This window comes from Spirochaetota bacterium (assembly GCA_038043445.1).
In the GTDB taxonomy this organism is placed as follows: Bacteria; Spirochaetota; Brachyspiria; order Brachyspirales; family JACRPF01; genus JBBTBY01.
In genome coordinates this window covers 23,077-37,780 of sequence record JBBTBY010000066.1, presented here as the reverse complement: position 1 = coordinate 37,780, position 14,704 = coordinate 23,077, and the positions used below count along the sequence as shown (strand labels likewise).

The window sequence follows — 14,704 nt, the reverse complement described above, 5'->3', positions numbered from 1 at the left end:
CGGCTACTCCGTTATCGAGAGAAGTATCTCGCGCGTACGCGCACGCATATCGCATTCGATGAAGACTATCTGCTGCCAGCGACCGAGTATCGGCGATCCGTCAACCACGGGGAACACGAAGCTCGGTTTTATTATCGCTGAGAGGAGATGGCTTGCGCCGTTGTCGTCGTTCGCGATGATGTTGTGCGCATAATCATCGGTGCTCGGGAAGAGCTTGTTGAAATACTTTTTCACATCGCGCTTCATGCCCGGTTCGAACTCCGCGCTCGTTATCGCCGCGGTTGACCCCGCACAGAAGACAAGGGCGTTGCCGTCGCGTACTTCGAGCGCCTTCAGCTCGTTGACGATGTCCGGCGTGAGATTGACGAAATCCAGGAACCCCTCGGTCTTGATCATGATCTTTCCGCGCTTAACCATATTCTGCCTCCTAAAAGTGCTTATACCCTTTTGCTTCCAGCCGTAGCCGCCCTCCCGGCGTTCTCCGGTAAAGCCCCGCCTCATCGATGATGCGTCCGATGGCAAGCGCACCGTCCACGCGATCGGGCGATGTGAATAAAAGCGCGTAATCCTCGCCGCCGCTACGGATGTACCCGAGCGCTTCATCCTTGGTGATGCCTGCGCTCAGAAGACCGCTTACCGGCGCCCATGCATCGCCATCGATATCGATCTCCGCGCCCGATCTGCTCTCTTCAAGAATATGACCGAGGTCGGCGAAAAGTCCGTCGCTCACATCGATAGCTGCTGTTATTGTACACCCCTCGCGGATTTTCCGCCACTCGTTGGGGAAGAGCCGCGGACGCAGATGCGCTTTAACGAACGTATCGTTCCTGTCGCGCACGCCTTTGTCGAGGAGGAGATGAAGCCCGTACGCGCTTTCACCGAGACGTCCGAGCACGTAGATATTATCGCCTGCTTTCGCGCCGCTTCGAAGGAGCGCCTTTCCCGTTGGGACACGCCCCACCGCGGTTATCGAAATGAAGAAACCCGACGGTGACGATGTCGTGTCGCCGCCGAGAATAGTCACGCCGAAGGGCAGCATCGCTTCCTTGAAACCGGCGTAGAAATCGAGGATGTTCTCATCAGTAAGCTTTTTCGGCACGGCGATGGATACGAAGAATCCTGTCACCTCGCCGCCCATGGCAAGTATGTCGCTTGCGTTCACGATGCAGGATTTATAACCTACGTCCGCGAACGAATAATAGTCGAGTTTGAAGTGCACGTCCTCGGCGAGAATGTCTGTGGTGACGAGCGTATCGTAGGGAGCGCCTTTGATGACGGCGCAGTCGTCGCCGATGCCTAGATTGGTGTTGTCGGCAGGGAGGAGGGATTTGATCTTGTGTATGAGTTGGAATTCAGAGAGGGTCATGCACACTCACCCCATCCCCCCCTGCCCCTTCCCCTCTCTCACAGGGAAGTGAGAGAGGGGAAGGGGAGCGGATGTATTTCTATTAATCATTTTTAGAACAGCATCGACATTTTCCAGAACTTCATCGTTCGAAAAGCGAATGGTGCGAATACCGAATTGCGCCATTAACGAGCTTCGTATGCAGTCATACGTTTTCTGGTCATTGTGGATCGACCCGTCAATCTCAACGCATAACTTTCGTCGTGCGCAGTAAAAATCAGCAATAAAATAGTACGGCTTGCCGTCTTCTATATATCGAATCGTGTGTTGCCGTGTGAATTTCAATCCGCCAAGCCTTCTGTTCCAAAGATGCTCCCATAATATGACCTCAGTGCTTGTTTGATCCGCCCGTAAGCGGCGTGCTCGTACGGTAGACTCTCTAGTCATCATGACAGTCCCCAGCTCTTCTCTTCCCCCTTCCCTCTCTCACTTCCCCGTGAGAGAGGGAAGGGGGTGCTGCGTATTCCGCGGCGGGGGATGGGTGAGTGTGTTCTACGCCTGCAGCGCCGTGATATACGCTATCTCAGCAATGTCCTTCGCCGAACAGCCGCGTGAGAGATCGTTGATCGGTTTCGCCCCGCCCTGCAGTATCGGGCCGAGGGCTGCGCATTTGGCGAGGCGTTCGGTCACCTTGTAACAGATATTGCCTGCGTTCAAGTCCGGGAAAATGAACACATTCCCGTTGCCCGCGACAAGCGATTTCGGGGCTTTGCGCTTGCCGATGTCGGGTATCATCGCTGCGTCGAATTGAAGCTCGCCGTCGAAGGGGAACCACGGCTTGCGCTCGTCGAGTATCTTCTTCGCAGCGATGACCTTATCGACGATGGGGTCCTGGCCGCTCCCCATGGTAGAGAACGAAAGGAGCGCCACGCGCGGGTCATCGGCGACAAGCTGCTTGTACGACGCGGCCGATGCCTCGGCAATGTCGGCGAGTTGTTCGGCTGTCGGATTGGGGACGACGCCGCAGTCGGCGTACATGAACACGCCTTGATTGAAGAACGATGTGTCCGGGTGTATCATGATGAAAAAGCTCGATATCGTTTTGTTGCCGGGCTTAAGGCCGACGCAATAAAGTGTCGAGCGTATCGTATCGGCGGTGGGATGTATGCAGCCGGCCACCATGCCGTCCACACGTCCGGTCGCTACCTGCGCCGCGCCGAAGAAAAGCGGCTGATCCTCGATGAGATCGCGTGCCTGGTCCTTTGTCATCCCTTTTGCTTTGCGCCGTTCGAAAAGATGGTCGATGTACTGCTCGCGCTCCGGCGCTGTTTTCGGATCGATAATGGTAACATCGCCCATTGCGGTGCCATTCTCTTTTGCGAGCTTATTCACCGCATCGGGATTGCCGATAATGACGACTTCCTTCATCGTCCTGTCTTTGTTGAGCATTTCGGCGGCTTTGAGCGGCCGCGGATCGGTACCCTCGGGGAGGACCACTTTCTTCTGAAGTGACTTTGCCTTTGCTTTGATCGTTTCAATGTACATCGTGCTGCTCCCCGGCGTGTGATGTCGCTATTCTACACCGATTCGTTTAATTTTCAAGCAACGCGCACATTTGACAAAACAGCCTCCGTGCGTATAATCGCGGCATGAAAAAAGCGAGCCGAAGCGGACAGCAGCCACTATTCACCGCAGGCATCATACAGATGGCGTTCTCGAAAGAGATCGCTGACAACATGAAGAAGGCCTCGTCATGGGTGACGAAGGCCGCACGCGAAGGGGCGCAGGTGATATGCCTCCCCGAACTTTACCGCTCGCAGTATTTCTGTCAGACCGAGAATGCCGACTATTTCGACCTTGCAGAACCGGTGAATGGGCCGTCGTTGCGTCATTTCTCGCCCCTTGCCCGCACACTGAAGGCGGTGATAATTGTTCCGTTCTTCGAACGCCGCGCGGCGGGAGTCTATCATAACAGCGCGCTTATCATCGATGCGAACGGGAAGCTCGCCGGGCTTTACCGAAAGATGCATATACCCGACGATCCGAACTATTATGAAAAGTTCTATTTCACACCGGGCGATATCGGCTTTCGCGCTTTCGATACCGCGTACGGGCGCATCGGAACGCTCATATGCTGGGACCAGTGGTATCCGGAGGCGGCACGGCTTACCGCCATGCAGGGGGCGGCAATGCTCTGCTATCCCACCGCCATCGGCTGGCACCCCGCCGAGAAGAAGGCGCACGGAGCGGCGCAGCGCGATGCGTGGATGACCGTGCAACGCGGGCATGCGGTGGCCAACGGCATCTATGTGGCGGCGGCAAACCGCATCGGTTTCGAACGACCGGTGAAAGAGGTATCGGGTCTTGAGTTCTGGGGAAGTTCCTTCATCGCCGATCCGCAGGGCGTCATTATCGCTGAGGCATCGACCGATAAGGAAGAGATACTCATCGCCGATATCGATCTTTCGCATATGGAAACGATACGCCGCAACTGGCCGTTCTTCCGCGACCGGCGCATCGATGCGTTCTCCGACATCACCAAACGGTTCAACGACTGATGTCACCAGTATCGCCCCGGCGCTGGCCTGCCGAGTGGGAACGCCATTCGCATACGCTGCTTGCGTGGCCGGTTACCGGCCTTGACTGGCCCGGGAAATACGAGGCATTCCAGCATGCATTCGCCGATCTCGTTCGGCTCATAGCCGAGCGCGAGCAGGTGCTGATAGCCGCTGCGTCCGCGAAGCACAGCACGGCGATCAGGAAGCTCCTTATTAAAGCGCATGCCGATACCAGCAAGGTGAGTTTCATCACACAGTCGCTCGATCGCACGTGGATGCGCGATGAATCGCCCGTGTTCGTGAAGAACGGGGATATGACCGAGGCGATACATTTCCGGTTCAATGGATGGGCGAAATATCCGAACCACAAGCGCGATCAGAAGCTTCCCGCGGCGGTCACGAAAGCGCTCCGCATGGAAAGAACAGAAGCGATGTACAATGATCGGCATGTCGTACTTGAGGGCGGCGGTATCGACGGTAACGGTAAAGGGACGATGCTCACCACCGAGGAATGTTTTCTGCATCCGAAGGTACAGGTCCGCAATCCCGGTTTCACAAAGGACGATTATGCCGCCGTGTTCCGCGACTATCTCGGCGTACAGAACATCATCTGGCTTAAGAACGGTATTGCGGGCGATGATACGCACGGCCATGTCGATGACCTCTGCCGTTTTATCGACGAACGGACGATAGTGCTCTGCCGCGAGGCGAATGTACGCGAGAAGAACTACCGTGCGCTCGAGGAGAATATAGAGCGCCTTGCCGATGCGCGGCTGGAAGACGGATCGAAGCCGAGGATAGCATATCTTCCCATGCCCAAGCCGCTCTACTACGACGACCTGCGGCTTCCCGCGAGCTATGCGAATTTCATCTTTGTCGGCGACGCGCTCTTCGTTCCCACGTTCAACGATGCGAATGACCGTATAGCCCTCGGCATACTTGCTGAGCTCATGCCCGCGCGCACCGTCATCGGTGTACACGCAATAGACATCGTCTGGGGCCTCGGCACGCTTCACTGTTTAAGTCATGAGATCCCGGCATAGCGGACACGACGCGCCCTGAGCCGCCGCCCCGAGCTGCCAGTGAGCCGAAGGTGAACATCGAGGCGGGTGTCGGGGGGCTGTTTTTTCTTACATTATATCAGGAGGCGATATGAATCCGGACGTAAAAAAGACGATCGCCGATCAACGGGTGTTCTTTCTATCCGGGGCGACGAAGGATGTAGTATTCCGCATCAAAGCGCTTAAGCGATTCGCAGAGGCGATACACGATCAGGAAGAGGCGCTCTACGAAGCGTTTCGCCTCGATTTCAGAAAGCCGCCGTTCGAGGTGTACAGTACGGAGATAGCGCAGGTACTTGAAGAGATATCGTTCGCCGTGCGGCATCTCGCTTCCTGGGCCGCCGCTGAGTGCGTGCCGACACATTTCTCAATAGCGCCGGGGCGTTCGACCGTCATCAAGGAGCCCTACGGCACCGTGCTCATCATTGCACCGTGGAATTATCCGTTCATGCTGCTCCTTTCGCCGTTCGTCGGCGCGATAGCCGCGGGCAACACCGCGATGATGAAGACCGCGCCGGCAAGTGCGAACGTTTCCGCCGTCATTCGCCGCATCATCGAAGCGGCGTTCCCGCGTGAGCATGCAGCCGTGTTCGAGGGGCATCGCGATGTCAATAAAGCGCTGCTTGCGGAGCGATACGACTATATCTTTTTTACCGGCGGCGAGGCTACCGGGCGTGTCGTCATGGAGGCGGCGGCGAAACATCTCACGCCGCTCACGCTCGAGCTTGGCGGCAAAAGCCCCTGCATCGTACTCTCCGATATCGATGTCCGGGTGACGGCACGGCGCATCGTCTGGGGAAAATTCATCAATGCAGGGCAGACATGCATAGCACCGGATTATCTCCTCGTTGCACGATCGGTGAAGGAAACACTGATCGAAGCGATCCGTAATGAGATAACCCGTATGTACGGTGAACCGAAAAAAAGCCCCGATTATCCCCGCATTATCAATAAAGAGCAGTACGATCGCCTCGTGTCGTACCTCGCGCAGGGGGAGGTGCTTTGCGGCGGTGAAACGATCGACGATGAACGCTATATCGCACCGACGCTCATCGCCCCTTCGTCGGTCGCGGTGCCGCTCATGCAAGAGGAGGTGTTCGGGCCGATACTGCCAGTGATAGAAATCAGTGGTATTGAAGACGCAATAGCATTCGTCGCTGGGCGCGAGAAACCGCTCGCGCTCTATCTTTTCACGCGGAAGCGAAGCGAACAGAGGCGCATCATACGCGAGCTTTCCTTCGGCGGCGGGACGTTCAACGACACCGTGCTCCATATTGCGAATGTCCATCTCCCTTTCGGCGGTGTGGGCTTCAGCGGCATGGGTGCGTATCACGGGAAGACCGGTTTCGATACGTTCACGCATCGCAAAGGCATACTGACGAAACCGTTCGTATTCGATGTGCCGCTCCGCTACCCGCCGTATACGAAATGGGTGCATCGGCTGGTGAAATTTATTTTTGGGTGAGAGAGAGGCACTCACCCCCACCCCGGCCCTCCCCCTCTCTCACGGGGATGTGAGAGAGGGGGAGGGAGGAAATAAAAAACTGTGCGCTTGATATTTAATCGATAAATGGTAATCTCTCCTCTGTATTGGAGATTATGGTTTTCATGCGGAATGTTGTTATAATTACACTGTCGATCGCACTTGTCTTCCCCTCGCTTTCGGCGCAAACGAATGCGGTTACCAATTCAGTTTTTACGAATATTCAACAGACGAACACATGGAACATACGCGAATCGTGGCTGTGGGGCAAACCGTTCCTCAATATATTCTGTCTGCCCATAGGGTTCGTGAGCTATGATTATGCGGATTCATTCCAGGACAAAGCGCATGGCCCGAATGACTATTTTTATCGCGGGCTGCCGGTCCCGCCGAAAGTGATAAGTACGAATGAAACGAATCGAGTGCTTGTGCCGCATTCCCTTTATACGCCATCCACCGGGCTTTCACTCGGTTCTGAGTATTTTGACATGGCATTGTTCGGCATACCGCAGCGGCTGAAACTGCATTTTAATGTCTCCCAATACACGAAGGATATTGCGGGAGAATATTTGCTGCCGGAGATCGCTCGTTTGCCTTGGCTCCTTGCGCTGCAGGCATATTATGTGACATACGACACACAGGTTAGCGACGTGACCAATTACGGAGAGGGCAGGTACCCCTCGTACACTACCAGCGATTTCGGAGCGAGTGCAAGAACAGGACTATATTTCTTTGGCAGCATGTCTATCGATATCGGAGCGTCCATATCGCTGTATCAATACCAGCAGTCTGAAATGCAATATGCATCGACGAATGGGGCGCAATACATACCGATAGCATCGCGGCTTACGGTGTATAAACAAGAGGGGGACACATTCCGCTGGGAGTCGCCGTGGTATTTTTCATTCGCCCCGGAATTCAATTTCACCTATGATACACGCAATAATTACATGTACCCGAACAATGGTATGAAGCTCGGGCTGGATGTTGCGCTGTCGTTCGGGGCGTACAGTCATGTGAGCATTAATGCACAGTTCATGTGGGCGATCCCGATCTGGTCGACATCGATACACATCCGATCTCAATTCATGACAGTGCTTCCCAATCCGTTCGTGCAAAGTCTCAGCAATTACTATCCGGACAGTATCGCTGCTGCGTTCAATGTCCGCGGATGGTCGGTCCTTGAGTATGAAAGTTTCGGGTTCTTGGTGGAAGATCTTATTAACGGGCATAATTACATGATATCATCCGGTAATAATATGTTCCTTCTTTCATTTGAATACAATATTCCCCTCATTACCGATGTGCTCGGTACATACTGCTTTCTTGATTCTGGGCAGACGATCTTCGACCCGGGAATGATCGCTACCATTGGTGATCTTCGGCAGATGCGTTTCTCGGTCGGTCTCGGTTTACGGCTTCTCATGCCTTTCTTCCCGTTCGATGTTGCATTGGTAAAGAAATTCATATTCAATGGAAGCGGATTTTTCGATCCTGCGGATGAAACAGGGCCGTATTTCCTTGGGAGAGTCGCATCATTCCTTGACTGGCCTTTCCTTGGAAGGGGATGGAAGCTTATCTTTTCGATAACCCGCGCATTTTAAAAAATAAAAATTACTCCCTCCCCTCTCTCACTTCCCTGTGAGAGAGGGGAGGGTCGGGGTGGGGTGAGTGTTTCCCCTCCCCCGTTGCATTTTAATGCATCTTTCATACTATTCTACTATCAAACATGAGGAGTTTTCCTATGCTTAAGTACCTTGCCATCGCAGCGTTCGCGTTCGGTTCCATCCTCTCCGCGCAATCATTCTCCGTCGGCCAGGAAGTCATGGCCTATTGGGAAAAAGCGAAGCTCTACTATGTCGGCACCGTCGTCGAGATCGACTCAACGGTGAAAGGCGGCGGGTACCGTATCGTGTTCGCGGACAATGATTCCGGTGTCATACCCTCGGCGCGCGTCCGAACGCTCAAGCTTGATGCGGGGACGAAAGTACTCGCACGCTGGAGCGACGGTAAAATGTATCCGGGTACGATCGCAAAAGTCGTCGGGCGCGCGTATTTCATCAATTTCGATGACGGTGACAAGGGATGGGTATCCATCGCCGGAATAGCGCAGCAGTAGTCAGCCCTCGGAAAAAACAGCAGGGAGCATATTCACGGTCTCATGAACGATGTCGTGGAATTCCCGTTTCTTGAAGAACGTGTTCCATACGCCGTGCGATGCATCAACAACATCGGAGACGACGGCGAATGCGGCGGCCTTGGTCTGCAAAGCGTTCGCAACGGAGAACATCGCGGCGATCTCCATATCGATGAGCGATGCTCCTTTCGCGGTGCAGTAGGAAAGAAGCGAGGGCGTTTCGCGGTACGGCGCGTCCATCGATGCTATGACGGCACGCTGCGTATACCCGCGCGCTTCAAGTACGGATGACAGATGATGCGTAAGGCCTTCATCGGGTGATGATGTATCGCGGTAGAACGTTCCGATGCCGGTGCTGTCGACGCCGCGTTCGATGACGGCGAGGGAGGGTGCGCTGAACGCATCCGCAATGCCGCCCGCCGTACCGACGATGATGATGCGTTTTGCCCCGGCTGCGACGAGATTCTCCAGAAGGAACGCTGCAGCGGGTGCGCCGAAGCATGGGCCGGCGAAGGAAACACCGTTCACGGAAAAGAGCGATGCTTCCGTCGCCTTGAGCGATAGTGTCGGGATGTCAGCCTGCCGTGCGATGAACCGTTCCCAAATGAATTTCGTCGGTATGATGACCGTATCCGGCTCGACTGAGCCTCTGGGAAAAAGCGTGGGACGCAGAACGGAGCGCTCACGGCGTATCGATGCTATGATGTCGGACGGTATCATCCCTTTTTGCAGACCGAGCGGAACACGCTGAAAAAGTCGGGGAATGTCTTGCTCACGCATTGTGAATTGGTTATCTCGATACCGTCGATGAAAAGACCGGCGAGCGAGAACGCCATGGCCATGCGGTGATCGTCATAGGTGGCGACCTTTATGCCGCGATAATTCTCTTTCGGTACGACGGTAAAACCATCCGTGTACGTCGTCACATCCGCGCCGATCATCTTGAGTTCATTGGCCACCGCATCGATGCGGTTGGTCTCTTTCACGCGCATGTTCTCGACACCGTGCACCGTCGTCGGTCCCTCGGCGGCAAGCGCTACCACCGCGAGTGTCTGGGCAACATCGGGCATGTCGGCCATGTTCACATCCACACCGCGGAGCTTTTTTGTCCGGTCGTACCGCACTTCGATGTAGTCCGCACCGCGTTCGACGGTACATCCCATTTGTTCGAGTATGTCGACGAAACGGATATCGCCCTGCTTCGTCGCCGCTGATATGCCTTCCACGCGCACGCGGCCGCCGGCCACCGCCGGTATGGCGAAGAAATACGATGCGTTGGAAGCGTCGGGTTCGATCACGTAATCGTGTGCACTGTACCCGTTCTCATTGGGCACCGTGAACGAACGGTAGCGGTCGTGCTCCACGGTCACGCCGAACTGCGCCATGAGATCGATGGTCATATCGACATAGGGTCTGCTCACGAGATCCCCGTCGATGGCAAGCGTTACGGGCTTCTGTGCATACGGTGCGCTTAAGAGCACCGATGATATGAATTGACTGCTCACCGTGCCGCGCATGGTGACCTTGCCGCCGGGGAGCTTCCCTCCCTCTATCATGACCGGCGGGAATTCATTATCGCGGGCCTTGATGTTCACGCCCATCGATTTCACCGCGCGCACGAGGTCGCCGATGGGCCGCTGCATCATGCGCTCATTGCCGGTGATGAAATACGTGCCTTGGCCGAGCGTGAGCATGGAAACGAGGAAGCGCATGGCGGTCCCCGCGTTCTGTACGTATATTTCGCCGACATAGCCGGGGAAATGGCCGTCGCCGCCGCTCACCGAAAGTTTGTCGTTGTTAAAGCTCATCCAAAGCCCGAGCTTCTCAAGTGCGCGCATCATGAACGTCGTATCGTCGCTCACGAGCACATTGGAAAGGTTCGACGTGCCGCGGGCGAGTGCCGCTATGGCAAGCGCGCGGTTCGTATAGCTTTTTGAACCCGGAATGCGGACGGATGCATCAACATTCTCAACGCGTGTTATCGGAATATCGTTCGTTGACATTGTGTTCGCCTGATGCGGTATTATACGCCAGAAGGGGGCTTTTGCAAATGGACCGCGTATGTCTTCAAATGAATATACGCTCATCACAGCGCTTGTTTTTTTTCAGGCACATGCTACTATCAGGGTGCCTTATGCGGGTGTCGTATAACGGCTATTACCTCAGCCTTCCAAGCTGAAGACGACGGTTCGACTCCGTTCACCCGCTCAGAGCGCACAGCGCGGGAGCATGCATGTCAGACAGAAAACGCCTCGATATGAAATTGTCCAATACCGAGAAGGTGCGCTTCAAAAAGCCGTTCTCCGCGTACCTGATACAGACGGGTGAGGATAACTTCCTCGTGGGAAGCCACGAGCTCGGGTTCTCGGCGACGGGGAAAACGCTCACCGAGGCGTCGCAGTTCTTCAAGGCGAAATTCATCGAACTTGCCGTCGATCTCGAGGCGAAGGAGCGGTACGCGCCGCTCACCGGCAAGGAGCGCGATAAATTGGCGCTCATAAAAGAGACCTGCGAAATAATCCAGTAGCCGGTACGTTCGCGCAAGGCATATCCATGATCAGCGTACAGAAAGAAAAGATACTATCGTACTTCAAGGGCAAGCGCATCGCCGTGCTTGCGGGCGGGCTTTCGGATGAACGCGAGGTGTCGCTCAGGAGCGGCAAGAACGTCTTTACCGCGCTTAAAAGCTTCCCCCTCGATGTTACGCTCATCGATGTACAGAAGGATATCGCCTCGGTGCTCATGGAAAAGCGCATCGACTATGCGTACAACATTCTCCACGGTACCTACGGCGAGGACGGCGTCATGCAGGGCATACTGGAAATGCTCAAGATCGGTTATACCGGCGAGAACGTGCTCGTAAGCTCGCTCTGCATGAACAAGACCAAGGCGAAGGAGATCTGGGCGTATTACGGACTTGCGACGCCGAAGTTCGCGCTTCTTGACCGATTACAGCGCATCGACGGGGATACGCTCGAATTCGACCGGATATCGATGCGATTCCCCGTGGTCGTGAAACCCAGGGAGAACGGCTCGAGCGTCGATATCTTCATAGTAAAGAGCGCCGATGAGTTCACAAAAGCGACCGCCGCTCTTGCGCCGAAAGCATTCTTCGTGGAAGAGTATGTCAAAGGCAAAGAGGTCACCGTCGGCGTACTCCGCACCGACAAGGGGCCGATGACGCTCCCGATACTGGGCATCAATCCGAAGAAGGAATTCTACGATTACGAAGCGAAATATACCCACGGCATGACCGACTTCGAGATGCCGGCGAAACTTTCCGACGATGCTGCATCGCAGGTCGGTGATCTCGTGAAAGCGGCGTACGATGCGCTTGACTGCGAGGGAGTGTGCCGCACGGACGTTATCATCGACGAGCGGACGGGCAAGCCCTATCTCATCGAGAACAATACACAGCCGGGCATGACGGATACCTCGGACCTCCCGCAGATGGCGAAGCATGCAGGCATCGCGTTCAACGATTTCGTCCTCTATATCCTCGGGTACAAAGCGGTGCGCTGATGGCGAAGCAGAGCGGCCGCATGGATATAGCCCGCAACAAGAAAGCCTATTTCGATTACGAGATACTCGATAAATATGAGGCGGGTATCATGCTCGCGGGTACGGAAGTAAAATCGCTCCGCAAGGGGAGCGTGGTGATGAAGGACTCCTATGCGGTGTTCAAGGGCGATGAGCTGTTTCTCGTCAATATGCATATCGCGCCGTACGATTTCGGCAATATCAATAATCATGACCCGGACCGCTCACGGAAACTCCTCCTCCATCGCGCCGAGCTCAAGAAGCTCCTCGGCAAGGTGAATGAACGGGGACTTACGATAGTGCCGCTCAATCTCTATTTCCTCAACAATCACGTGAAGGTCGAGATAGGGCTTGTGCGCGGCAAGAAACTCCACGATAAACGCGATACGATAAAAAAGCGCGATATGGACAGGGATATGGAACGGGAGATGAGGAAGCGTTAATCGTATCTTATGGGCCGTTTCGGTAAATCTTTGCGATTTCGCTCACACCGGTGTAACCCCGATGGACTGCATCAATATCGCCGTCGCCATCAATATCGCCGAGCAATACTGATCCGCCGCCGGCGGCGGTAAGGGATCCGGGATATATTTCAGAAAAGCTCCCGTTGCTGTTGTTCCTGTATATCTTTGTATAGAAGATCCCGTCCATGCCGTTAACGATTATGTCAAAATCTCCATCCCCGTCGATATCACCAATTGCGATCGATGCTCCAATCAGCCCAATAATAGACCCGGGATAGATTTCTGAAAAAGACCCTTCGCCGTTGTTCTGATAAATTTTCCCAACATGCGGACTTGACCCGTTGTCATCGCCGGTAAGTATCAGATCAAGATCGCCGTCCCCGTCAACATCGACCAGTTTTATCTCCCCGTTGGCTACGCTATGCAATGTCCCGCTGTTGACCTCGGAAAAAGAACCTGACCCATTGTTCAGATATATCTTCGAGCAGTATCCGGCACCGGTATCTCCCGTCACGATAACATCAAGGTCTGTATCATTATCAATATCGCCAAGCGCGATCGCACTATATCTTACTGCAACGATCGATCCCGGGTATATCTCACTGAATTGGCCACTCCCATTGTTCCTGTATATTTTCGCGACATGCGTCGCCCCAAAACCGGTGAGTATAAGATCGAGATCTCCGTCAGCATCAAGATCGCCGAGGGCGATTGAACTGTCCCTTACCGTGGCAAGAGAGCCGGCATTGATCTCGGAAAATGATCCGCTCCCGTTATTTCGGTATATTTTTCCGATATTAATGACCCCATTATTCCCTGTCAGCACCAAGTCGAGGTCGCCATCACCGTCGATATCGCCCAATGCAAGCGACCCTGATCTCACCCCAGTTAATGTACCAGGAAAAATCTCGGAAAAGCTGCCTCCGCTGTTCCTGTAAATCTTTGTGTACGTTGTCACGTATTCACCGGAGACAATGAGATCAAGATCTCCGTCGCCATCAATATCTCCCAAGGCATCACAGCTGACGCTGCCAGTCTGAAGGCTACCCGTACCGATCTCAGTGAACACACCGCTCCCCCCGGATGGGATACACACCGTATTTGACGGTATACCGGCGAACAATGACGCATTCTTCATTTGTATCGATATGTTCTTCATCCCTCCAGAGACAAATGTCAAATTGAGCTGCGGGGATGAACTCCATTCGGTTGAGGCATCGGCACTGAAACACCGCCATTGCGAGTATACCGCTCCATTATAGGTTCTTGGTGCGACAATGGAGTATCTTTTATTTTTGATAAAACAGGGATTTGAGATCCCATATGGCGAGGCACACGCAATGTTTTTTGTCGAAATTTTAACACCGGAAAAACCCGGGTCAAGCGGATTATTGAACTCTGCGGTTGGCAGACATGAAAGAGCTACAATGCCGGGCACAAGAACCAAAAGATATCGTTTCCCCATGATTCCACCCCCTAAAAACGTATTGCTATTTGCAGTGCGGTGTTATGTCCATCAAAGTACGGAATGATCGCCTGCGCTGGCACCATATCAGGCATGAGAAGACACCAGATAAATAGACCTGCGGCAATTCCGTAACACGACCATCCCGTGATGCTTTTCACCCAGGAACCTGTTACCGCATCAGTATATTTTGTACGATATCCAACAACATCTGAGGCGGCACTTTCATAGGAGGTCTTCGCTGCGGGGATTGTAAATCCCGGCAATGTGTCGAGAAAACCAAGTGCATTGCACACCGCACCAAACGAGACAGTTCCTACAGCAGTCCAGAAAACAATATTCTTCATCGAATTAGCTTTTACCTGGATATTTGTCGTACAACCGATCCCCGGCATCGTCTCGCCCGCTGTCGATCTAACGGTATTCGTTTGACACATAACTGACGAGGAAACAGCTGCTGAAATTAATACGAAGGAAAGGATTTTCATGTCTGCTTCCGCCCAATTTACCGATGAATTGATCTCGGAGAATTTTAAAAACACCGCCACGTTACACTGACAGAATATAGCATAATTCAATAAAACTGTCAAACGAAAAGCGCATACATTCCATTGTACGAAATTCCGAATTCCTCATGCCGGATATTGATCC

The 14,704-nt window shown here is 54.0% G+C and carries 16 protein-coding genes and 1 tRNA gene; 9 read left to right on the top strand and 8 right to left on the bottom strand.

What is annotated here, in order from left to right:
- Positions 1 to 3 precede the first annotated feature (3 nt).
- The 4 genes from AABZ39_10130 to pta form a co-directional block, all read right to left on the bottom strand.
- Positions 4 to 417, bottom strand: a complete 414-nt coding sequence (locus AABZ39_10130) for a secondary thiamine-phosphate synthase enzyme YjbQ (protein ID MEK6795125.1) — start codon at positions 415 to 417, stop codon at positions 4 to 6.
- A 10-nt stretch (positions 418 to 427) separates the two neighbouring features.
- Positions 428 to 1,366, bottom strand: coding sequence for a thiamine-phosphate kinase (gene thiL, locus AABZ39_10125; protein MEK6795124.1), 939 nt, complete (start codon positions 1,364 to 1,366; stop codon positions 428 to 430).
- Positions 1,367 to 1,372: 6 nt separating this feature from the next.
- Complete coding sequence (locus AABZ39_10120; GenBank protein ID MEK6795123.1) at positions 1,373 to 1,792, bottom strand: DUF559 domain-containing protein; 420 nt, start codon at positions 1,790 to 1,792, stop codon at positions 1,373 to 1,375.
- 105 nt (positions 1,793 to 1,897) lie between these two features.
- Positions 1,898 to 2,890: a phosphate acetyltransferase gene (pta, locus tag AABZ39_10115; GenBank protein ID MEK6795122.1), complete on the bottom strand. Its 993-nt coding sequence runs from the start codon at positions 2,888 to 2,890 to the stop codon at positions 1,898 to 1,900.
- Between the two features lie 104 nt (positions 2,891 to 2,994).
- Here pta and AABZ39_10110 point away from each other — a divergent pair, with 104 nt between their 5' ends.
- From AABZ39_10110 to AABZ39_10090, 5 genes are all read left to right on the top strand, one after another.
- Complete coding sequence (locus AABZ39_10110; GenBank protein MEK6795121.1) at positions 2,995 to 3,903, top strand: carbon-nitrogen hydrolase; 909 nt, start codon at positions 2,995 to 2,997, stop codon at positions 3,901 to 3,903.
- Positions 3,903 to 4,946 carry an agmatine deiminase family protein gene (locus tag AABZ39_10105; GenBank protein ID MEK6795120.1) on the top strand — a complete coding sequence of 348 codons (1,044 nt, stop codon included), beginning with the start codon at positions 3,903 to 3,905 and terminating at the stop codon, positions 4,944 to 4,946. The genes AABZ39_10110 and AABZ39_10105 overlap by 1 nt, the downstream gene beginning before the upstream one ends.
- Before the next feature lie 109 nt (positions 4,947 to 5,055).
- A complete protein-coding gene (locus AABZ39_10100) occupies positions 5,056 to 6,429 on the top strand; it encodes an aldehyde dehydrogenase (protein MEK6795119.1) in 1,374 nt (457 codons plus the stop codon).
- Between the two features lie 143 nt (positions 6,430 to 6,572).
- The gene (locus tag AABZ39_10095; protein MEK6795118.1) at positions 6,573 to 8,051 is read left to right on the top strand and encodes a BamA/TamA family outer membrane protein; all 1,479 of its coding nucleotides are present in this window, start codon (positions 6,573 to 6,575) and stop codon (positions 8,049 to 8,051) included.
- A gap of 140 nt (positions 8,052 to 8,191) precedes the next feature.
- Positions 8,192 to 8,566, top strand: a complete 375-nt coding sequence (locus AABZ39_10090; protein MEK6795117.1) for a hypothetical protein — start codon at positions 8,192 to 8,194, stop codon at positions 8,564 to 8,566.
- On the opposite strand, the gene AABZ39_10085 is transcribed toward AABZ39_10090, so the two are convergent.
- Complete coding sequence (locus tag AABZ39_10085; GenBank protein MEK6795116.1) at positions 8,567 to 9,304, bottom strand: hypothetical protein; 738 nt, start codon at positions 9,302 to 9,304, stop codon at positions 8,567 to 8,569. It lies immediately after the preceding gene.
- Positions 9,301 to 10,587, bottom strand: a complete 1,287-nt coding sequence (gene aroA, locus AABZ39_10080) for a 3-phosphoshikimate 1-carboxyvinyltransferase (GenBank protein ID MEK6795115.1) — start codon at positions 10,585 to 10,587, stop codon at positions 9,301 to 9,303. Before aroA ends, AABZ39_10085 begins: the two co-directional genes overlap by 4 nt.
- 133 nt (positions 10,588 to 10,720) lie before the next feature.
- On the opposite strand from aroA, the gene AABZ39_10075 reads away from it, so the two are divergent.
- The 4 genes from AABZ39_10075 to smpB all read left to right on the top strand — a co-directional run bounded on the left by AABZ39_10075 (position 10,721) and on the right by smpB (position 12,567).
- Positions 10,721 to 10,792, top strand: a tRNA-Gly gene (locus AABZ39_10075).
- A 25-nt stretch (positions 10,793 to 10,817) separates the two neighbouring features.
- On the top strand, positions 10,818 to 11,111 hold the full coding sequence (locus tag AABZ39_10070) for a hypothetical protein (protein MEK6795114.1): 294 nt from the start codon (positions 10,818 to 10,820) through the stop codon (positions 11,109 to 11,111).
- A 26-nt stretch (positions 11,112 to 11,137) separates the two neighbouring features.
- Positions 11,138 to 12,106, top strand: a complete 969-nt coding sequence (locus AABZ39_10065; GenBank protein MEK6795113.1) for a D-alanine--D-alanine ligase — start codon at positions 11,138 to 11,140, stop codon at positions 12,104 to 12,106.
- A complete protein-coding gene (smpB, locus tag AABZ39_10060; GenBank protein MEK6795112.1) occupies positions 12,106 to 12,567 on the top strand; it encodes an SsrA-binding protein SmpB in 462 nt (153 codons plus the stop codon). Before AABZ39_10065 ends, smpB begins: the two co-directional genes overlap by 1 nt.
- 7 nt (positions 12,568 to 12,574) lie before the next feature.
- Here the strand turns inward: smpB and AABZ39_10055 are convergent, their stop codons facing one another.
- Positions 12,575 to 14,053: a VCBS repeat-containing protein gene (locus AABZ39_10055; protein ID MEK6795111.1), complete on the bottom strand. Its 1,479-nt coding sequence runs from the start codon at positions 14,051 to 14,053 to the stop codon at positions 12,575 to 12,577.
- 11 nt (positions 14,054 to 14,064) lie between these two features.
- A complete protein-coding gene (locus AABZ39_10050; GenBank protein MEK6795110.1) occupies positions 14,065 to 14,541 on the bottom strand; it encodes a hypothetical protein in 477 nt (158 codons plus the stop codon).
- Positions 14,542 to 14,704 lie beyond the last annotated feature (163 nt).